General features: G+C 68.8%; 17 protein-coding genes. 10 read left to right on the top strand and 7 right to left on the bottom strand.

The annotated features are described in order from the left end of the window. Positions 1-30 precede the first annotated feature (30 nt). Complete coding sequence (locus ACIQF0_RS17230) at positions 31-477, bottom strand: carboxymuconolactone decarboxylase family protein (protein ID WP_360045846.1); 447 nt, start codon at positions 475-477, stop codon at positions 31-33. A 49-nt stretch (positions 478-526) separates the two neighbouring features. On the opposite strand from ACIQF0_RS17230, the gene ACIQF0_RS17225 reads away from it, so the two are divergent. Next, on the top strand, positions 527-1,864 hold the full coding sequence (locus ACIQF0_RS17225; protein WP_401030477.1) for a PLP-dependent aminotransferase family protein: 1,338 nt from the start codon (positions 527-529) through the stop codon (positions 1,862-1,864). Here the strand turns inward: ACIQF0_RS17225 and ACIQF0_RS17220 are convergent. From ACIQF0_RS17220 to ACIQF0_RS17205, 4 genes are all read right to left on the bottom strand, one after another. Then, positions 1,847-3,370: a serine hydrolase domain-containing protein gene (locus tag ACIQF0_RS17220; RefSeq protein WP_401030475.1), complete on the bottom strand. Its 1,524-nt coding sequence runs from the start codon at positions 3,368-3,370 to the stop codon at positions 1,847-1,849. The genes ACIQF0_RS17225 and ACIQF0_RS17220 overlap by 18 nt on opposite strands. Before the next feature lie 7 nt (positions 3,371-3,377). Continuing rightward, positions 3,378-4,583, bottom strand: coding sequence for an exo-beta-N-acetylmuramidase NamZ domain-containing protein (locus tag ACIQF0_RS17215; RefSeq protein WP_401030473.1), 1,206 nt, complete (start codon positions 4,581-4,583; stop codon positions 3,378-3,380). Continuing rightward, complete coding sequence (locus tag ACIQF0_RS17210; RefSeq protein ID WP_401031441.1) at positions 4,580-6,235, bottom strand: glycoside hydrolase family 3 N-terminal domain-containing protein; 1,656 nt, start codon at positions 6,233-6,235, stop codon at positions 4,580-4,582. Before ACIQF0_RS17210 ends, ACIQF0_RS17215 begins: the two co-directional genes overlap by 4 nt. Positions 6,236-6,865: 630 nt before the next feature. Then, complete coding sequence (locus tag ACIQF0_RS17205; RefSeq protein ID WP_401030471.1) at positions 6,866-7,660, bottom strand: HAD-IB family hydrolase; 795 nt, start codon at positions 7,658-7,660, stop codon at positions 6,866-6,868. 448 nt (positions 7,661-8,108) lie between these two features. On the opposite strand from ACIQF0_RS17205, the gene ssd reads away from it, so the two are divergent. The 8 genes from ssd to ACIQF0_RS17165 all read left to right on the top strand — a co-directional run bounded on the left by ssd (position 8,109) and on the right by ACIQF0_RS17165 (position 13,798). Next, entirely contained in the window at positions 8,109-9,143 is a 1,035-nt protein-coding gene (gene ssd, locus ACIQF0_RS17200; RefSeq protein WP_401030469.1) for a septum site-determining protein Ssd, read from the top strand. Positions 9,144-9,680: 537 nt separating this feature from the next. Next, positions 9,681-10,790, top strand: a complete 1,110-nt coding sequence (locus ACIQF0_RS17195; protein ID WP_401030467.1) for a TadA family conjugal transfer-associated ATPase — start codon at positions 9,681-9,683, stop codon at positions 10,788-10,790. Further along, on the top strand, positions 10,784-11,554 hold the full coding sequence (locus ACIQF0_RS17190) for a type II secretion system F family protein (protein ID WP_401030466.1): 771 nt from the start codon (positions 10,784-10,786) through the stop codon (positions 11,552-11,554). The genes ACIQF0_RS17195 and ACIQF0_RS17190 overlap by 7 nt, the downstream gene beginning before the upstream one ends. After that, a complete protein-coding gene (locus ACIQF0_RS17185; RefSeq protein WP_360045829.1) occupies positions 11,551-12,078 on the top strand; it encodes a type II secretion system F family protein in 528 nt (175 codons plus the stop codon). Before ACIQF0_RS17190 ends, ACIQF0_RS17185 begins: the two co-directional genes overlap by 4 nt. A 9-nt stretch (positions 12,079-12,087) precedes the next feature. Then, a complete protein-coding gene (locus ACIQF0_RS17180) occupies positions 12,088-12,249 on the top strand; it encodes a DUF4244 domain-containing protein (protein ID WP_360045827.1) in 162 nt (53 codons plus the stop codon). A 10-nt stretch (positions 12,250-12,259) separates the two neighbouring features. After that, positions 12,260-12,559, top strand: coding sequence for a TadE family type IV pilus minor pilin (locus ACIQF0_RS17175; RefSeq protein ID WP_401030463.1), 300 nt, complete (start codon positions 12,260-12,262; stop codon positions 12,557-12,559). Beyond that, positions 12,556-12,981, top strand: a complete 426-nt coding sequence (locus ACIQF0_RS17170) for an Rv3654c family TadE-like protein (protein ID WP_401030461.1) — start codon at positions 12,556-12,558, stop codon at positions 12,979-12,981. Before ACIQF0_RS17175 ends, ACIQF0_RS17170 begins: the two co-directional genes overlap by 4 nt. Positions 12,982-13,177: 196 nt before the next feature. Then, on the top strand, positions 13,178-13,798 hold the full coding sequence (locus ACIQF0_RS17165; protein ID WP_360045821.1) for a bifunctional DNA primase/polymerase: 621 nt from the start codon (positions 13,178-13,180) through the stop codon (positions 13,796-13,798). 458 nt (positions 13,799-14,256) lie between these two features. Here the strand turns inward: ACIQF0_RS17165 and ACIQF0_RS17160 are convergent, their stop codons facing one another. Together ACIQF0_RS17160 and ACIQF0_RS17155 are read right to left on the bottom strand one after the other, a co-directional pair. Next, the gene (locus tag ACIQF0_RS17160) at positions 14,257-15,030 is read right to left on the bottom strand and encodes an aminoglycoside adenylyltransferase domain-containing protein (protein WP_401030458.1); all 774 of its coding nucleotides are present in this window, start codon (positions 15,028-15,030) and stop codon (positions 14,257-14,259) included. Positions 15,031-15,176: 146 nt separating this feature from the next. Further along, positions 15,177-17,474: a DEAD/DEAH box helicase gene (locus ACIQF0_RS17155; RefSeq protein ID WP_401030456.1), complete on the bottom strand. Its 2,298-nt coding sequence runs from the start codon at positions 17,472-17,474 to the stop codon at positions 15,177-15,179. A gap of 216 nt (positions 17,475-17,690) precedes the next feature. On the opposite strand from ACIQF0_RS17155, the gene ACIQF0_RS17150 reads away from it, so the two are divergent. Beyond that, the gene (locus ACIQF0_RS17150; protein WP_360045815.1) at positions 17,691-19,997 is read left to right on the top strand and encodes a sodium-translocating pyrophosphatase; all 2,307 of its coding nucleotides are present in this window, start codon (positions 17,691-17,693) and stop codon (positions 19,995-19,997) included. The last annotated feature ends 10 nt before the right edge of the window (positions 19,998-20,007 follow it).

Raw genomic sequence — 20,007 nt, 5'->3', positions numbered from 1 at the left:
TGTGTCCGAAAGTCACTCTCTCGGCAGGTCCTAGTGGACGTCGGGCACCTTCCGGGTGGAGACGGCGATCCGGTTCCACGAGTTGATGGTGAAGATCAGCGCGATGAGCTGGGCCAGTTCCTCTTCGCCGAAGTGCTTCGCGGCGCGCTCGTAGACCTCGTCGCTGACGTACTCGTGGCTGCTCAGGACCGTGATGGCCTCGGTGAGGCGCAGCGCGGCCTGCTCCTTCTCGGTGTAGATGTCACCGGCTTCCTCCCACGCGCTGAGCAGGTAGATGCGGGCCTCGGTCTCACCGCCTTTCCGTGCGTCGACCGTGTGCATGTTGAGGCAGTAGGCGCAGTGGTTGAGCTGGGAGGCGCGGATGCGGACGAGCTCCGCGAGCTGCTCGTCGAGACCCTCGCGGGCGGCGGCGTCGAGGGCGATCATGGCGCGGTAGACCTTCGGCGCCTTCTTGGCGAGGTCGATGCGGTTCGTCATGGCTAAAACCTATGACGCTGATTGGCCCTGGGCATGGTGCAATCTGATCGTGGAATCGTGGGCCAATCTTGACTTCCACCTGGACCTGTCCGGTCCCGGTGGACTGCGACACCGGTTGACGGCGTCGCTGCGGGAAGCGGTCCGGTCGGCGCGGCTGCCGCCCGGGACTCGCCTGCCCGCCTCGCGGTCGCTCGCCGTCGACCTGGGAATCGCGCGGAACACCGTCGCGGAGGCCTATGCGGAACTCGTGGCGGAAGGCTGGCTGACCGCGCGTCAGGGATCGGGAACCGTTGTCGCGCAACGGGTCGCGCCACCTGCACCGGTGAAGCGTCCGGTGCCCGGCGCCGAGGTGCGGTTCGACCTGACGGTGTCCACGCCCGACGTCACCGAGTTCCCGCGCGCCGAGTGGATCCGGTCCACGCGGCGGGCGTTGACGGCGGCGCCCTCGGAGGCGTTCGGGCCGGGGGATCCGCAGGGGCGCATCGAGTTGCGGACGGCGCTGGCCGAGTACCTGGCGCGGGCGCGGGGCGTGCGGGCCGATCCCGAACGGATCGTGCTGTGCTCGGGGTTCGGTGGCGCCATCCAGATGTTCGACCGACTGCTGAAACCGCCCGTGGTCGTCGAGGAGTACGGGCTGGACTTCCACCGTTCGATGTGGAGGTCGACAGTGCCGTTGGCGGTGGACGACCACGGTGCGAACACCGAGCAGTTGCCCGACGACCGGCGTGCGTGCGTGTTGACGCCCGCGCACCAGTTCCCGTTGGGCGGTCCCTTGCACCCACGGCGGCGCGCGTCGGCCGTGGAGTGGGCACGGCGCGTGGACGGCCTTGTGCTGGAAGACGATTACGACGGCGAGTTCCGTTATGACCGTCAGCCGGTCGGGGCCGTGCAGGGACTGGATCCGGAGCACGTCGTCTACCTGGGCACGTCCAGCAAGGCGTTGTCGCCGGCGTTGCGGATCGCCTGGATGGTGCTGCCGGACCGGTTCGTGGACCCGATCCTGGCCTTGAAGACCGACCGGGAGCAGCACATCAGCATGCTCGATCAGCTGATCCTGGCTGATTTCCTGGAATGCGGCGCCTACGACAGCCATGTGCGGCGGATGCGGCTCAAGTACCAACGGCGGCGCGATCGGCTGGTGGAGGCTGTTTCGCCGTACGCGTCGGTGTCGGGTATCGCGGCTGGAATGCATGCCGTGCTCGACACACCGCACGAAGAGGCGATCGTGCAGACCGCGCGCGAACGTGGGATCGAGGTCAACCCTCTCTCGTCGTTCCGGCACGAGCTGAGCGACGACGACCGCACGGGGGTCGTGGTGAGCTTTGGAGCGCCCGCGTTTCCACGGGCGCTCCCGCTGTTCATCGAGGTGCTAGCGGCGTGCCACTGACCAGCCCTCGGCCGTGACGTCGCCACGGGCGTGCACGTAGACGCCGCGCCCGTTGTAGAGGCCTGCCTTGGTGTAGACGAACCTGGTCTTCACGGATTCCGTTGGCACCCAACGACGTTCGGTCGTCGTGATGGTCCGCGCGTCCTGCCAGTCCGTGCCGTTCCAGTGCTGGATGGTCAGCTTGTCGCCCTTGTCGACGTCCACGAAGACCTCGACCGGGCGTTCCGCGACGAGGGTGCCGCCGGAAGTTGTTGCGCGCCATTGCTTTCCGCGTGACTGGACCGCGAGCGCGTTGGCCAGGCCGTCGGCGACGACCCTCCGCGCGGGGTTCACGCTGCCCCAGTCACGGCTCGGGTGCACGCGGTTGGTCAGCAGGATCGCGATCGACCGCGAGGCCTTGTCGATCACGAACGACGTGCCGGTGTAACCGGTGTGACCTGCGGTTCCCGGACCGCTCAGCCCGCCCATGTACCAGCGCTGGTCGAGCTCGAAGCCGAGGCCGTGGGCGTTGTCGGGGAACTGCTGGTTGAAGTTCGTCAGCATCAGCTCGACGGAGTGCTCGGACAGGATGCGCCGGCCGTTGTACGTGCCGCCGTTGAGGATCGTCTGGCCGAGTACGGCGAGGTCCTTGGCCGTGCCGAAGACACCGGCGTGGCCCGCTACTCCTCCGAGGGACCACGCGTTCTCGTCGTGCACCTCGCCGCGGACGATGCCGCGGGGCGGTGCCGTCTGGAACTCGGTCGCGGCCGTGCGGTCCTTGGCCTTCGGGTTGTAGCCGGTGTCCTTCATGTCGAGCGGCTTGGTGATGCCGTCGCTGACCGCCTGGTCGAGCTTCTTGCCGCTGACCTTGAAGACGAGTTCGCCGAGCGTGATCAGGTTCAGGTCGGAGTAGACGTACGTGGTGCCGGGCGTGGACTTCGGCTTCACGTCCATCACGCCTTTGATGCGTGACGGGATGTCCGGGTACTTCTGCCACAACGGGATGAACGGCTCAAGCCCGCTCGTGTGTGTGAGGAGCTGCTTGACGGTGATGTTCTCTTTGCCGTTCACACCGAACTCGGGCAGGTAGGTGGCGACCTTCTCGTCAATGCTCACCCGGCCCTGCTCGACCTGCTGGATCACCGCGATCGAGGTGAAGAGCTTGGAGATCGAGGCGAAGTCGAAGATCGTGTCCTTGCGCATCGGGACGCGTTCTTCTTCCGGCAGCTGGGTTTGCTGGTCCTTGTACAGAACCGCGTAACCCGTGCGGTCGTGCGTGACGATCTTGCCGTCGTGCACGTACATCGTGACGGCGCCGGCGAACAGCGGTTTGCCGTTGGCCTGGGGTTTCTGGAACTCGCGGAGCTGGCGCAGGGCCGCGTTGATCGGCTCAGGGTCGAGGTTCGCGAAGTACGGGTTCGACTCGCGCAGCGTCGTCCAGCGGTGCGCGAAGCCGTCCTGGGGCTGGTCGAAGTGGCCGGGTACTGCCGTCGTCACGAGTGCGACGGCCAGTGCAGGGATGAGCATGGCGTCCTCACCGGTAGCGCAGATAGGGCAGGCGGGTGCGGCGGAACTGCTGGAGCTCCTGCTGCCACGCGCCGGTGACCTCGTCCAGTGGAGCCTGGGCGTCGATCATCGTGCGCAGCCGGTCGGAGCCGCTGAGCTTGTCGATCCAGTTGTCGGGACGCCACGCGAACACCCCGGGGTACAACGACTTCGCGGTGATCAGCATGGCGACGGCCGCCTTGATGGCGTCGAATTCAGCTGCGTTGGTGACGTGCAGGGTGACACCGCCGCAGGTCTTGCCCTGGAACTTGTTGAACGTCGGCGAGAAGTAGGTCTCGCGGAACCTGATTCCCCTGAGGTTCAGGGCGTTGAGGGACTCGGCCCAGCGCCAGTCGATGCCGGGCGCGCCGACCGTTTCGAACGGGCGGGTGGTGCCGCGGCCCTCGGACAGCACCGTGCCCTCGAACAGGCACGTGCCGGGGTAGACCAGCGCGGTGTCCTGGGTGGGCATGTTCGGGCTCGGCGGGACCCACGGCAGGCCGGTGTCGAGCTGGGTGCGCCGCCAGTTCCGGACGTTGACCACTTCCAGCCTCGTGGTCAGGTCGAACTCGCCCTTGAAGAGTCGGGCCAGTTCGCCGACCGTCATGCCGTGTTGCTGGACGATCGGCTTCAGGCCCACGAAGGTCGCGTAGGCCGGGTCGAGCTGCGGGCCGTTCGCGGTGCCACCGATGGGGTTCGGGCGGTCGAGGACGATGAAGTCCAGGTCCTTGGCCGCTTCCATCGCCTGGTACAGCGACCAGATGTAGGTGTAGAAGCGCGCGCCCACGTCCGCGATGTCGAACACGACCGTGTCGATGGCCGCCTTCGTGAACATCGCCTGGATCTTCGCGGGAGTGGCCTGGTACGTGTCGTACACCGGGATGCCGGTGCGCGGGTCCGCGTAGTCGCCTTCGGAGCCGCCTGCCTGGGCCGTGCCGCGGAAGCCGTGTTCTGGTCCGAAGACGGCGGTCGGCTTGGCGCCGTGGGCGACCATCGAGTCGACGACGTGGGTCTGGTCCTCGAGGATGCCCGTCGGGTTCGTGAGCACGCCGACCTTGCGGCCCTTGAGCGTGCGCCAGCCGTCCTGCGCGAGTTGTTCGGAGGCGGTGGCGAGCTTCGGGGACGCGTGGGCGGTCGCTGTGCTGACGAGGGGGACGGACAGGGCGCTTGCCGCGATGAAGCTCCGCCTTCTCACCAGGTCACTCCGTGTCCGAACGGGTAGGGGGTCGGGCCTGGCACGTCGACCGGGAGCTTGCCCTGCGGCTTGGCCTCGCCGAGCAGGATCCTGGCCAGCGCCTCCATCGAGACCGTCGTGGTCGAGTAGGTGGCGAGCCACGTCTTGGCGTTGCTGTGGGCGACGTCGTACGGGTTGCCGGTGGCGGCCGCGATGACCGGTTTGCCGGTGGCCACGAGCTGGTTGATCAGGTCGACCTGGGCGGGCCGGGTGCTCGCGTTGTTGGTCAGCACGACGATCTTGTCCGCGTTGGCCGCCGCGGCCACCGCCTGCTGGATCTGCGCGGGCGTGGGGCTGGTCGCCGTGACGACCTTGGTGCCCTTGAGCCGCGTTGCCAGGGCTGCCGTGGTGGCGTCGCTGGTGCCGACGACCAGGGGAGCGGTGGCGTTCAGGGGGATCGCCTGGGCGTCGTTGCGGACGGCCGTGATGGTGCGGTCGGCGATGGCCTGGGCGCTCTGCGCGTTGGAGCCGACGACCTGGTCGACCTTGTTCTCGTCGACCTCGGCCGTGAGCATGACGCCGCGCAGGAGCTTCATCTTCAGGATGCGCAGGACGCTCTGGTCGATGCGCTGCTCGGTGATCTCACCGCTGCGGACGGCCTTGATGACGCTGTCGATCGCGAGGCCGAGGTTCGGCGGCATCAGCAGCTGGTCGACGCCCGCCTTGATGGCCAGCACCGGGATCTCGGCGTCGGAGTGGAGCTTGCGGACGCCCGCCATCTCCAGCGAGTCGGTGATGACGACACCGTCGTACTTCAGCTCGTCGCGCAGCAGGCCCGTGATGATCTTCGGGCTGAGCGTGGCCGGGTTGCCGGACGGGTCGATCTGCGGCACCTGGATGTGCGCGGTCATGATCGAGTCGATCTTGGCGGCGATGGCGGCCTTGAACGGCGGCGCGTCGATCTGGCGCCACTGGTCGAGGCTGCGGTTCGAGACCGGCAGGGCGGTGTGGCTGTCCTCGGACGTGTCGCCGTGGCCGGGGAAGTGCTTGGCGGTCGAGGTGACCGAGTTCAGGTCGAACCAGCGGCGGCCTTCGTAGCCCTGGACCTGCGCCGCGACCATGTCGGCCGCGAGCTTCGGATCGCTGCTGAAGCTGCGCACACCGATGATCGGGTTCGCCGGGTTGGAGTTCACGTCGGCGTCCGGGGCGAAGTTCTGGTTGATGCCCATCGCGCGAAGCTCCTGGCCGGTGATGCGCGCGGCCTCTTCGGCGTCCTTCGTGCTGCGGCCGGCGCCGAGGGCCATGTTGCCGGGCAACTGCGTGGCCGGCGGGCCGATGCGCGTGACGAGGCCCATCTCCTGGTCCGTGGAGATGAGCAGGGGGATGCGACTGGCCTTCTGCAGGCCGTTGGAGAGCTGCGCGATCTGCTTCGGTGTGTCGATGTTGTCGCGGCTCGAGTTGTTGAAGTAGATGACGCCGCCGGGCTGGTACTTGCGCACCATCTCCGCGGGCGTGGCCACGCCGAAGTCGGCCTGGTTCTTGGGGTGCGGGACGTCGGCGGCCTGGCCGTTGACGTACGTGACGAAGAGCTGGCCGACCTTCTGTTCCAGCGACATCCCGCGCAGCGTGGTCACGGAGGCGTCCGCTCTCGCCACCGGCGTGAGGGCGACCATGGCTGTGACCAGCGTCAACGCGGCGAACTTCCGCACTTGTCCGTGCCTCCCGGTGATGTTCCCACAGGTAACTGGCGTATTTCGCAAGTTACTCACGACTGCGTGGTGGGTCAACGGGCGCACATTCTGCCGTTCGTCGGCAAAAGTTGGCCTAACAAGCAGACGGGGCACCCTCGAGAGGGTGCCCCGTCTTCAGCGCGGGCTTGCGAGTTACCAAGCGTGCAACTCCAGTCGTACAACCCTGGCCTCGGCGTCCGGCGTCCCGGTACGCAGGCCCTAGACGACAAGCCTCCCGCGGCGTGCTGCGCGTGGGTACTCGAAGTCCGCGCACGGAGCTTGGCCGGGGTGGATCCTGACTTCTCTTCGTCTGGTCCCTGGCCGACCCGAGGTCCGCACCACCCATTTAAGTGCGTGGGCCCGGTCACAGCAAGGGCTCGGACGGGTGCACCGTTCAAGCCACGTTCAGTAGTGAAAGTACTGGCGTTCTTGGATTTGTGAGGTTCTATTCGCGTTCGGGTACCGCTGCCAGGGCGTTGTCGTGCACTCACGCGGGCACCACGTGCGCGCGGCGTTGCCGCTACTCACCGGTACCGGCCACCTTCGGTGATTTTTTGTTGCGAGGCCTTGACTTCAGCCGCGGGTGCGCTTCCGGCGCAGGCCGTACCAGGCCGCGCCGGCCGCCGCGACGGCGCCGATGCTGATGGCCGTGACCGCGACCGCCTTGCCCGACGGGGTGGGGATGCGCGAGCGCAGGCTCACCGGGTCGACGAACTGCTGCACCGGCCAGTCCTTCTCGACGGCGATGCGGCGCAGGCCGCGGTCAGGGTTCACGACCGTCGGGTGGCCGACGACCTCGAGCATCGGCAGGTCCGTGACGCTGTCCGAGTACGCGTAGCTCTTCGCGAGGTCGTAGCCGTGCTCGGCGGCGAGCTGCTTGATCGCGACCGCCTTGTTGTCGGCGGCGCAGTAGAAGTCGACGTCGCCGGTGTAGCGGCCGTCGAGGATCACCATCTTCGTGCCGACGCTGTAGTCCGCCCCGATCATCTGGGCGATGGGCGCGACCAGTTCCTCGCCGGACGCGCTCACGATGACGACGTCGTGGCCCTCCGCCTTGTGGTCGGCGATCAACTGCGTCGCTTCTTTGTAGACGAGTGGATCGACGATGTCGTGCAGCGTCTCGCTGACGATGCTGCGGATCTGTTCGACGTCCCAGCCGGCGGCGAGCGCCGTGATGTGCGCCCGCATGCGGTCCATCTGATCCGCGTCCGCGCCGGCGAGCATGAACACGAACTGCGCATATGCGCTCTTCAGCACCGCGCGGCGGTTGATCAGCCCCTCCTGGAAGAAGGGTCGGCTGAAAGCCAGCGTGCTCGACTTCGCGATCACGGTCTTGTCGAGGTCGAAGAAGGCGGCGATCCGGCTCATGTACCTCAGCTTAGGTGTACTCGTCAGTAGGCCGTTCGGGCGGCATTTCGTTCGTGTACGAAACCGTTGTGCTGCACGGTTACCGAAACTTGGCCCGCAGCTGTTGCGGAAGTTGCGCGCGGCACTGGCGCATGGGGATACAGTAGGTGAGTCCGGTTCGACGGACGGGTTCAGTCCGACCCCCCGGGACTGAACCATTGACGACCCCCGTCCCTCCCCCCTGGCGGGGGTCGTCCCATATCCGGACCCCGTTTCCAGGCGGGTGCGACTGGACCTCTGCGGCCCTTGCCCGAGGCTCGTGCGCCCAACCCTCCAGCGTCGCACACGGGTCCGACACTTCCGCCCTGGCAAGGCTTCCAAGATCGCGACTTGTCCACAGCCGCCGACTTGTCCACATGTGGATCTACGCCCGTTGTGTCGTTCCTCACGACTGACCACCGTTGATCCCATGACCCACCCCATCGCCCTGCTCACGGACCAGGACCTCCTCGACGAGGTCCTCCGCGTGGCCGCCGCGGCCGACTGCCCGCTCTCCTGCGCCCCGGACGTCACGTCGCTGCGCTCGCAGTGGCACACCGCGCCGCTGGTCCTGCTGGACCCCGCCGCGGTCTCTGCCTGCCTGGACGCGGGCTTCCCCCGCCGCACCGGCGTCCTGGTCGTCCACGGCGGCGACCCGCCCTGGGCCCCGGCCGTGGCCCTGGGCGCGGACGGCGTCCTCGAGCTCCCGGTGGAAGGCCGCTCCCTGGTGACGGCCCTGACCGACCTGGGAGAGGGCCCGCCCTCGGACCGGGGCCGGGTGGTGTCGTTCATCGGCGGCAGGGGAGGCGCCGGCGCGTCGACTCTGGCCATCGCGTGCGGCCGCGAGGCGGTGGAGTCCGGCGGCGAGGCGATGCTCGTCGACTGCGACCCGCTGGGTGGCGGCATAGACCTGGCTCTGGGCACCGAGTCGGACCAGGGCGCCCGCTGGCCGGGCGTGCACGCCACCGGCGGCAGAGTCCCGATGTCGGCCCTGCGCGCGGCCCTGCCCACCTCGGGCAACCTGAGCGTCCTGGCCTGCGACCGCGCCGCCCCGGACCCGGAACCGGCAGCCGTGGCGGCAGTCCTCGACGCGGGCCGCCGAGCGGGCTGCACGGTGATCTGCGACCTGCCGCGCTTCCCCACGGCCTCCGCGTCAGCGGCCCTGGACCGCACCGACCTGACGATCCTGGTGGTGCCGGCCGAAGTCCGCGCCACCGCGGCCGCCGGCCGAGTCGCCTCCCGCCTCCTGACGCACGGCCGCAACCTCCGCCTGGTGGTCCGCGGCCCGTCACCCGGCAACCTCCAGCCCGGCGAGATGGCCGACGTGATCGGCATCCCGCTGCTGACCTCCATGCGCGCCGAGCCGGGCCTGGCCGAGGTGCTGGAGCGAGGCCGCTTCCCGCGCAACCCCAAGGGCCCGCTCGCCACGGCAGCCCGCGTGGTGCTGAAGGAGCTCCGCCCATGACCGTCCCGCCCGAGGCGCACACGGCCGCGCCGCCTGGTGCGGACGAGGCTGCGATGGCGGACGAGGCCGAGTACGCCGCGCTTTCGTCGGGCGACGTGGAAGCCGTGCCGATCGACCCACTCGGCTGCGGTTGCGTTCCGGTTTTCCGTGAGACACGAGGACAGGTCCCGCCACCCCGTCTTCCTGGTCGATTCGTTGCCACAGAAGGGTCTTCGACTCAGGCCGTCGTTCTACCCCCTGGCTGACCTCTGCGGTCGGGCGCCTTCACCCGTGGCCTGCGACTCCGCATTTCCTTGCCGCCACGGGATTCCCTTCGCACGGAAGGAACTCCAGCCGTGATCCGCCTCCACATCCTGTGCCGGATGCTGCGCAACCTCGTCGTCTACCGCCGCCTCTACCCACCCCGCTTCATCTTCAAGAAGGACAAGGAGGAGCCGAAGTGAACCGCTTCCTCATCTGGTGCCAGGAAACGTGGCTCCGCCTGACCGGCCGTGAGATCACCTACGGCCGGCACGCCCGCCGCCCGGAGGCCGCGACATGACCTCCGCCCTGATCGACCGCGTCCGCCACCGCCTGGCCGGCGCCGACATGGAGCTGTCCGCGGCCGTCGTGGCCCACGCGGTCCGTTCCGAGGCGGGCGGCGTCCTGGCCGACTCGGACGTCCTCGAAGCACTCCAGGTGCTGCGCCAGGAGTTCAGCGGCACCGGCCCGCTCGACCCGCTCCTCGCCGACCCCGGCACCACCGACGTGCTGGTCACCGCGCCGGACCAGGTCTGGGTGGACGGCACGACGGGCCTGCGCCGCACCGGCGTGACCTTTCCTGACGAAGACGCGGTCCGGCGGCTCGCGCAACGTCTGGCGGTCGCTGCGGGCAGGCGGCTCGACGACGCCTCGCCGTGCGTCGACGGGTGGTTGCCGGGCAGCGGGGTCCGGCTGCACGCCGTGTTGCCGCCCATCGCGGACCGCACCTGCCTGTCGTTGCGGATCCTCAGACCGGCGACGCACGACCTCCCGGCGCTGCAGGAACTCGGCACGTTCGACGCCGAGATCGCGGAGACGTTGCGCGCGATCGTCCGCAGGCGCATGGCGTTTCTGGTGGTCGGTGGCACCGGGTCGGGCAAGACGTCGTTGTTGTCGGCGTTGCTCGGGTGCGTCTCGCCGAAGGAACGCATCGTGTGCGTGGAGGACGCCGGTGAGCTGAATCCCGACCATCCGCAGTTCGTGCGGCTCACCGCGCGGCCGGCGAACGTCGAGGGCGCGGGCGAGGTCACCACGCGGGAACTGGTGCGGGAGGCCTTGCGGATGCGGCCCGACCGGATCGTGGTCGGGGAGGTGCGCGGGGCCGAGGTGCGGGAGTTGCTCACCTCGTTGAACACCGGGCACGAAGGGGGTGCCGGGACGTTGCACGCCAACTCGCCGGCCGAGGTGCCCGCGCGGTTGGAAGCTCTCGGCGCGTTGGGTGGGCTCTCGCCGCAGGCGTTGCACAGTCAGGTGTCAGCGGCGGTGCGGATCGTGCTGCACATGCGGCGGGACAACAACATCCGGTACCTCAACGAAATCGGGGTGTTCGAGCGGAACGACGGTCTCGCGGTCCGTCCTGTCTGGACGCGTGAGCACGGCTGGCACGAGAAGGAGTTGCTGTGCTGAGTCTTCTGCTTCTCGCAACGGCGCTGATCGTGTGGCCGCAGCTCAAACCGATCCGCAGGCTCAGAGCGCGCCGCAACAGGGAAATCGTTGTGCCGCCGTACCTCTGGCTGGCGGCCGCGGCGACGGTCACCTATCTCGTGGCGGGCGTCGGTGGGCTGGTCGCCGGTGTGGTGCTGGGAGCGACGGGCCGGAGAATCCTCAAGCAGCACAGGCGAAACACCGCACTCCGCCGGGCGACCGAAGCGCTGAGCACCGGGCTGGGCGGTGTGGTCGACGAGCTGCGAGCGGGCGCGCACCCCGCCCAGGCGGCCGAAGGGGCGGCGGAGGACACCCCGGCACCGGCGAAGGAAGTGCTGAAAGCGGCCGCGGCCACGTCGAGGCTCGGCGGTGACGTGGAGCGGACGTTGCGTGAGCTGCGGCAGCCGTTGCTCGGCAAGGCGGTGGACCAGCTGGCCAAGGCGTGGCACGTGTCGGCGAAGCACGGTGTGGCGTTGGCCGAGGTGCTGGACGCCACGAGGCGTGATCTCGATCAACGGGCGGCGTTCGCGCGGCAGGTGCACGCGCGGATGGCCGGGCCGCGGGCGAGTGCGGCGGTGCTGGCGGTGTTGCCGGTGGTCGGCGTTTTGCTGGGTGAGTTCAGTGGTGCGCGGCCGTTTCACGTGCTCACGAGCACAGTGGCCGGGCAGTTCCTCCTGGCGCTGGGAGCGGTGTTCGTGGCGGCAGGGGTGTGGTGGACGCAGCGGATCACGGAGGTGGAGCCGTGACGTTCCTGCTTCTCGCGCTGGCGGTCCTTCTCGCACCTTCGCCGCGACGATCGATTGATCGGTTGACGCCCCGGGCCCACGACCCGCCGCACGACAACAAGAAACCAGATGGTCCGTTCGAACGGGCCGCGGCCTGGGATCTGCTGGCCGCGTGCCTCAAAGCCGGGTTGCCGGTGCCCACCGCGATCCAGGCGGTCGACGTGAAGGAACTGAGCCAGGTCGCCGAACTGCTGAAGCTGGGCGCTGATCCCGTCACGGCGTGGGCGTCCGCGCTCGACCAGCCCGCCACCGCGCTGCTCGCGAGGGCCGCGAGACGGACCGCGCGGTCCGGGGCGGCACTCGCCAGGCAGACCGCCGAACTCGCCGAGCGCACCAGGTCGGAAGCCTGCGACGACGCGGAAGCGAAGGCGCAGAAGGCCGCGGTCGCGGTGGCGGCGCCGCTCGCACTGTGTTTCCTGCCGGCGTTCCTGTGCCTCGGCGTCGCGCCGGTGGTGCTGGGCCTCGCCGGCCAATTCCTCAACTAGGAGAAGCAGATGGACCTGCTCGACGACGACAGCGGCATGAGCACGGTGGAGTACGCGATCGGGACGTTGGCGGCGGCCGCGTTCGCCGGCCTGCTGTACGTGCTCCTCACCAGCGACTTCATGCAGAACCAGCTACAAGGGTTGATACAGCGTGCGTTGTCTTCGGTCTGATGACCGGGGCATGGCCACGGTCGAGGCGGCGATCGCGGTCAGCGCGTTGCTGATGGCCGTGTGGCTGGGGGCGAACGGGCTGGCGGCGGTCACCGAGCAGATGCGGTGCGCCGATGCGGCGAGAGAAGCAGCACGGCTCGTGGCGCGCGATGAACAGCAGCGCGGTGTGGAGGCGGCCGCACAGATCGTGTCCGGTGCCAACGTCGTGATCGACGTCCAAGCCGACGCGATCAAGGTCGTCGTCAGCAAACGCGGACCGCTGGGCTTGCCGCTCAGCGCGCGGGCGTTCGCCGTGCCGGAGCCGCGATGAACGGCGAGCGGTCCGGCGGCGATCGCGGTTCGGCTGCGGTGAGCGGTGTGGTGGCGATGTTGTTGCTGATCATCGTCACGGTGGCCGGTGCGCGGATCGGGTCGGCGGTCGTCGCGCGGCATCGGGTCACCGGTGCGGCCGATCTGGCGGCGCTCGCGGCCGCCGCTCGTCTCACCGAAAGCGCTGAAAGTGCTTGTGAGCAGGCAAAACGCGTGGCCTCGGAGAACCGGGCCGAGCTGACGAGCTGCACGGTGAGTGGATGGGAGGTGGTTGTGGAGGTCTCGGCGGTTACGCCGTTCGGCCCGGTGAACGCACTCGCCAGGGCAGGTCCGGCTGAAGATCGAAGCGTTTGGAGCACGACGAGCGGTCGGCTCACAGCGGTGAGCGGACTCACATCGGTGCCCGGACATGCTGAACGGTGATCGAACCAAACGCGAACAGTTCAGTTGCCCGGTCAAGCAAAGGACGTTCGCCGTCCCGTAGCTACCAGTTGTCGAGCGGGGGTTACGGAGGCCGGTGCCGGTGTCGTTAGTTGTAGTGGCGGCACCGACGCGGTGTCCTACGAAAACCGACACCTTGTCGATGTCGAGTCAGAGCCTGGGAAGAAGGCGACGAAAGATGGATTGGTCGGATAGCTGGCGCGGGGCCTTCCGCATCGAACTGCGTGCCGAGGCCGTGAGCCTCGCGTACCGCGGTTGGCCCGTACTGCCCGGCACCTATCCGGCCGGTACTGAGAACGGCGTCACGCAGTGGGCCGGTCGCAGCGGCCTCGAGCTGCACGGCCCGATCCCCGTGCACCGCGACTGGGTGGACCGCATCGGGACTCGTCCCGACCAGGTCGCCACGTGGTGGGCGGGTCGTTCCTACAGCCTTCTCGTCGCCACCGGTCACGTGGTGGACGCGATCGAGGTCGGCGCCGGCCTCGGTCACCGCGCGGCCGTCGCACTGCGGCAGATCGGTGTTCCCGTGCCGATCGCCGCGACCCCGTCCGGCCGGTGGATGTTCCTCGTGAAGTCCGGCTCGAAGCTCAACGCCGAGCTGGCCAACAACGCGGACGTGCACCTCTACGGCAAGGGCGAGTACATCCCGCTGCCCCCCACCACCATGGCGCACGGTGTCGTGCACTGGCGGGTCAAGCCGCAGGTCTGCGGCTGGAACCTGCCGGAGGCTCACGTCGTGCAGGACGCACTCGTCGAGGCCGTGCACGCTCCGGCGCGCTTCGAGCTCGAAACCGTCTGACCTACAACTGAATCCAAGCCCGGCCGTGTTGGGTGTCGTCGTGGACTCTCCCCGACAACCCCGAAGGCGATGCCCTGCACGGCCGTTCCACCACAGCCCGATCCGATGATCGGCCCCCGCACCCCGCACGTCGGGGGTGGTCGGAGGACCGGGCGAGAAAGCCGAACACGCACCCCGAAGGACAGCCTCCCGCAACAGTGACCGGACCGAGGACGTTAGTGGCAGAGCGCCAGCTCTGCCGCGGTCGGTGAAGCCGGCTCCTCCCCGGAGTTCGTCAGCAGACAGTCGACACCGTCGCCTCCCGCGTGTCCTGTCGAGACGAACGAACCAGATTCCACCGATGTTCCAAGGGATCCGGTCACGAAGCGGTAGCAGGCGGGAACACAGTGTTCGGCACGTGGAGAGCGCGGCGGGGGTACCCGTGAGCCCCCGCCGCGCCCCACGGACAAGTGGTAGACCTAGAGCTGGAGAGTTTCCGCGTAGGAAGCGAAGGCGAAGGTCTCCTCCATGGATCCGGGCCGCGGAACCGCATCGGCGTCCCAGCCGAGTTCCCGGTCCTGCAAGACCTGCTCGATCAGCGGGTGCCACCGCTGATCGAGCATTTTCTTCGCCCACACCAGGGCGCCGCGCTTGGACTCCACCTCTCCCGTGTGGATGGTGTAGAGCGTGCGGCAGTACGCCGAGACGATGTAGCGCTGTGACCAGGCGTTGCCCATCGGCGCCCACTCCGCGATGCCGGACAGCACGTGCGGGAGTTCGGCACGCATCGACGACCGCAGCGCGGATGCCGGCACCTCGTCGACCAGTGACGTGATCGGCGGGCCGTCCAGCACGATGCCGTGGTGGCGCAGGATCCAGCGGGCGTGCGGGCTGTTGCAGTGCAGGTCCCACACCAAGGTGCGCGTGCCGTGGTCGTTGAACAGCCACGGAACTCCCAGGCCCGCCACCGAGCGCAGCGACTCCACGTCGGCGTACGAGCCCTCGATCTCGGTCGACCAGCGGCCGGGACGGGTCGGGATCTCGTCGTGCAGGCCGCGAAGCCCGGCCTCGCGATCGCCGGACGGGAGTTCGGTGCAGGCGACGATGAAGTCGCAGTCGCTGTGGAGGTCACCGGCGCCCAGGGCGAAGGAGCCCTGGAGATATGCGCCGACGTAGGTGGGGCCGAGGATCTCGCGCACGGACGAGACGAGGTCGGCGAGAAGTGCGTTCAGATCAGCAAAAGGCGTGAACAAAGCAGACTCCGATGAACCCGTGGCCAGTGGGGGACGGGCGCGGCGAAGCGTCCGGGCTCAGCCGCGCTGGGCGCGACGGGTCCGGTCGGTGGCGTTGCAGCTGCTTGCGGTCACGGCATCAAGGTAGCCGGGCGGAGGCCACCCGGTCAGGCGATTTTGCCCAGCACCACGTCCAGCACGAGCACGGCACCGGTCTTGTCCAGCGGGTCGTTGCCGTTGCCGCACTTGGGCGACTGCACGCAGGACGGGCAGCCCATCGGGCACGCGCAGGCGCTGATCGCCGCTCTCGTCGCCGAAAGCCACGCCCGCAGCGCCGTGTGCCCTCGATCAGCGAAGCCCGCGCCGCCGGGATGGCCGTCGTGCACGAACACCGTCGGCATCCCCGTGTCCGGGTGCGCCGCCGTCGACACGCCGCCGATGTCCCACCGGTCGCACGTCGCGAACAGCGGTAACAGACCGATCGCCGCGTGCTCGGCGGCGTGCAGGGCACCGGGGATCCGTTTCGCCTCCACGCCCGCGTCGAACAGCAGCGACTCGTCGACCGTGTACCAGACCGCGCGGGTCTGCAGCGTCTGCTCCGGCAGGTCCAGCGGGATCTGGTCGAGCACCACCCCGGACGGCAGCCGCCGCAGGTAGCCGACGACCTGCGTCGTCACCTCCACCTCGCCCAGGCACACCGACACCCCGCCGAAGTCGGTGCGCTCGATCTCGCGCACCACTGTGATGTCCACGCAGTCACGCGGCTGCGTCGTCCACTCCGGGTCTTCGCGGTGGACCATCGCGAGCCCGCTGTCCAGATCGAGCTCGTCGACCACGTACGCCCGCCCCTGGTGCAGGTACACGGCGCCGGGATGCACCTGCCAGCAGGCGGATCCCGGGTCGACGGTGCCGAGCATCCGGCCGGAGTCCGACTCCACGACGGCGACCTGGTCGCCGCCGGAGCCGCGGATGTCCACCCCGGCGTGCGGCCGGTCGTGCGACGCCCAGTACCACCCGGCAGGCCGCTTGCGCAGCAGCTTCTCCGCCACCAGTTCGGCGAGCACCGCTTCCGCGAGCGGTCCGCCGAAGTCGTCCAGACAGGCCGGCGTCAACGGCATCTCGGACGCCGCGCAGGCCAGTTGCGGTCCCAGCACGTACGGGTTCAGCGGGTCCAGCACCGTCGCCTCGACCGGCCTGTCCAGCACGGCGGCCGGGTTGTGCACCAGGTACGTGTCCAACGGGTCGTCGCGCGCCACGAACACGACCAGCGCGCTGTCCCCTGAGCGGCCCGCACGACCCGCCTGCTGCCAGAACGACGCCAGCGTGCCGGGGAAACCGGCCACCACCACCGCGTCCAGCCCGGCGATGTCGACGCCGAGTTCCAGCGCGTTCGTGGTCGCGACGCCGAGCAGGTCGCCCGTGGACAGAGCCTTCTCCAGCGCGCGCCGCTCCTCCGGCAGGAACCCGCCCCGGTACGCGGCCACCCGGCCCGGCAGCTCACCGTCCACTTCGGACAGAATCCGCTGGGTGCCCATCGCCGTCAGCTCCGCGCCACGCCGCGAGCGCACGAAGGCGAGCGACCGTGCGCCCTCGATCACGAGGTCGGCCAGGATCCGCGACGTCTCCGCGCCCGCCGAGCGCCGGACGGGAGCGCCGTTCTCACCCTCCAGAGAGGTCAGCGGGGGTTCCCACAACGCGACCGTGCGCGACGCACGCGGCGAAAAGTCGTCCACGACAGCGGAAACGGGAACGCCGAGCAATCTTTCCGCCGACCCGGAAGGATCAGCCACTGTGGCCGATGCGAGAACGAAGATCGGATCCGCGCCGTATTTGCGGGCGACCCTCCGCAGGCGACGCATCAACAACGCCACGTGCGAACCGAAAACGCCGCGATAGGAATGGCACTCGTCGATCACCACGTACTTCAGCCTGCGGAAGAACCGCAGCCATTTCGGGTGCTGCGGCAGGATTCCGCGGTGCAGCATGTCCGGGTTGGTGAAGACCCAGTTCGCGTGCGCCTTGACCCAGTCGCGTTCGGCCATCGGGGTGTCACCGTCGTAGGCCGACGCGCGCACCCCCTTGATCCCCAGTTCCTCGAGCGACCGGAGCTGGTCCGCGCCAAGGGCTTTGGTCGGGGACAGGTACAGCGCGGTGGCCTTCGTGTCCGCCAAAAGAGTGGAAAGCACGGGCAACTGGTAGGCAAGTGACTTGCCCGACGCCGTGCCCGTCGCGAGGACCACGTGCTGCCCGGACCACGCCAGAGAAGCGGCCTCGGCCTGGTGCCGCCACGGCTCGCGCACACCCGTTTCGACGAACGCCTCGACGACCGGCAGGGCCGTCCACGCAGGCCACTCCACGTGATCTGCCTGCCGCAACGGCAGATCGCGCGCGTGCGTGAGGGGTGACTCCCCGGCGGGCACGCCCGCCAGCACGCGGTCCAGCAACCGGCGTCCCTGATCCACCACGAGATCGAGCTTCGCATACACCACCGACAGTCCCGGCCGGGCCGTACTCGACTTCCTGCGCAGATAACGGTGTGTGCACGGATCGGGACGTTTCGTTGCCTCGTTGCAACCACCCCCTAGACTCCCCGCTCATCGCATCCAATGAGGGATGCGTCACGTCGCGCTGGGCGGCTGGACTGCCTTGGCGCTGCACATGGCAACTCACCAGGAGGACGGATGTCCCGGCAATTCCTCGCGGAGAGCCTCGAGCTCTCCGGGGGTGATCGCGGCGTCGTAGCCGTGGTCGCCGTGGTCGCCCTGGCTGCTCTCGCCGTCGGGTACGTACTGCTCAAGGAGGTCCTGGCCGCCGGTCAGGGCACCCCCAAGATGCAGGACATCGCCAAGGCGGTTCAGGAGGGCGCAGCGGCCTACCTCAACCGGCAGTTCCGCACGCTCGGCATTTTTGTCGTGATCGTGTTCGTACTGCTGTTCGCGCTACCGGCGGATGATTTGGCCGAGCGAATCGGCCGATCTTTGTTCTTCCTCGTCGGTGCCGCGTTCTCGGCGACTATCGGCTACCTGGGCATGTGGTTGTCCACGCGCGCCAACGTGCGTGTCGCCGCCGCCGCGAACGAAGAAGGCGGTCGCGAAAAGGCGACGCGCATCGCGTTCCGCACCGGTGGTGTGGTCGGCATGACCACGGTCGGTCTCGGTCTCTTCGGAGCCGCGCTGGTCGTGCTCGTGTACGCGGGTCAGGCCCCGAAGGTCCTGGAGGGCTTCGGTTTCGGCGCCGCACTGCTCGCGATGTTCATGCGCGTCGGTGGCGGCATCTTCACCAAGGCCGCCGACGTCGGTGCCGACCTGGTCGGCAAGGTCGAGCAGGGCATCCCCGAGGACGACCCCCGCAACGCCGCGACCATCGCGGACAACGTGGGTGACAACGTCGGTGACTGCGCCGGCATGGCCGCGGACCTCTTCGAGTCCTACGCCGTCACGCTGGTCGCCTCGCTGATCCTCGGCACCGCGGCGTTCGGTTCGCAGGGTCTGCTCTTCCCGCTGATCGTTCCCGCGATCGGCGTGCTGACCGCGGTCATCGGCGTCTACACCACCAAGGCGAAGGCGGGCGAGAACGGCCTCGCGGCCATCAACCGCGCCTTCTACATCTCCGCGGTCATCTCCGCGGTGCTGTGCACCATCGCGGCCTTCGCGTTCCTGCCGAGCTCGTTCGCCGACCTCAACGGCATCAGCGACGAGATCAAGGGCGTCAGCGGCAACCCCGCGCTGATCGCGTCCGTCGCGGTGATCATCGGCATCGTGCTGGCCGGCGTCATCCTCTGGCTGACCGGCTACTACACCGGCACCGAGCACAAGCCGGTGCAGGAGGTCGGCAAGACCTCGCTGACCGGTGCGGCCACGGTGATCCTGTCCGGCATCTCGGTCGGTTTCGAGTCGGCCGTCTACACCGCGCTCGTCATCGGTGCGGCCGTCTACGGCGCGTTCCTGCTCTCCGGATCGACCGTCGTCGCGCTGTTCGCCATCGCGCTGGCCGGTTGTGGTCTGCTGACCACCGTCGGTGTCATCGTCGCGATGGACACGTTCGGCCCGGTCTCGGACAACGCGCAGGGCATCGCCGAGATGTCCGGTGACGTGCACGGCGAGGGCGCGCAGATCCTCACCGAGCTCGACGCGGTCGGCAACACCACCAAGGCCATCACCAAGGGCATCGCGATCGCGACGGCGGTGCTCGCCGCGACGGCGTTGTTCGGCTCCTACAGCGACGCCATCAAACAGGCGTTGCTCAAGACCGGCGAGGTCGTGGGCGACGCGTCGTCGTTCTCGTTCGTCGTGTTCACCCCGAACGTGCTGGTCGGCATCACCATCGGTGCGGCCGTCGTCTTCATGTTCTCGGGCCTCGCGGTCAACGCCGTGACGCGTGCCGCCGGTGCCATCGTGTTCGAGGTGCGCCGTCAGTTCCGCGAGAACCCAGGCATCATGGACTACTCGGTGAAGCCGGAGTACGGCCGCGTCGTCGACATCTGCACCAGGGACTCGCTGCGTGAGCTGGCGACTCCTGGCCTGATGGCGGTGCTCGCCCCGGTCGCCGTCGGCTTCGGCCTCGGCGTCGGCCCGCTGGCCGGTTACCTCGCCGGTGCCATCGCGACCGGCACGCTCATGGCGGTCTTCCTGGCCAACTCCGGTGGTGCCTGGGACAACGCCAAGAAGCTGGTCGAGGACGGCAACCACGGCGGCAAGGGCTCCGACGCCCACGCCGCGACGGTCATCGGCGACACCGTCGGCGACCCGTTCAAGGACACCGCAGGTCCGGCCATCAACCCGCTGATCAAGGTCATGAACCTGGTCTCCGTGCTGATCGCGCCGGCCATCGTCACCTTCTCCATCGGTGACAGCGCGTCCGACCCGATCCGGATCGCGATCGCAGTGGTCGCGGCACTGGTCATCGCCGGCGCGGTGATCGTGTCCAAGCGTCGCGGCACCGCGATCGCGGACACCCCCGCGGAGTCCGTCAGCAACGGCGCCGCGTAGATCCACCTCT

It is taken from the genome of Lentzea sp. NPDC092896 (assembly GCF_044754905.1).
In the GTDB taxonomy this organism is placed as follows: Bacteria; Actinomycetota; Actinomycetes; order Mycobacteriales; family Pseudonocardiaceae; genus Lentzea.
The sequence above is the reverse complement of the archived record's forward strand: the minus strand, read 5'-3'. Positions and strand labels throughout refer to the sequence as shown.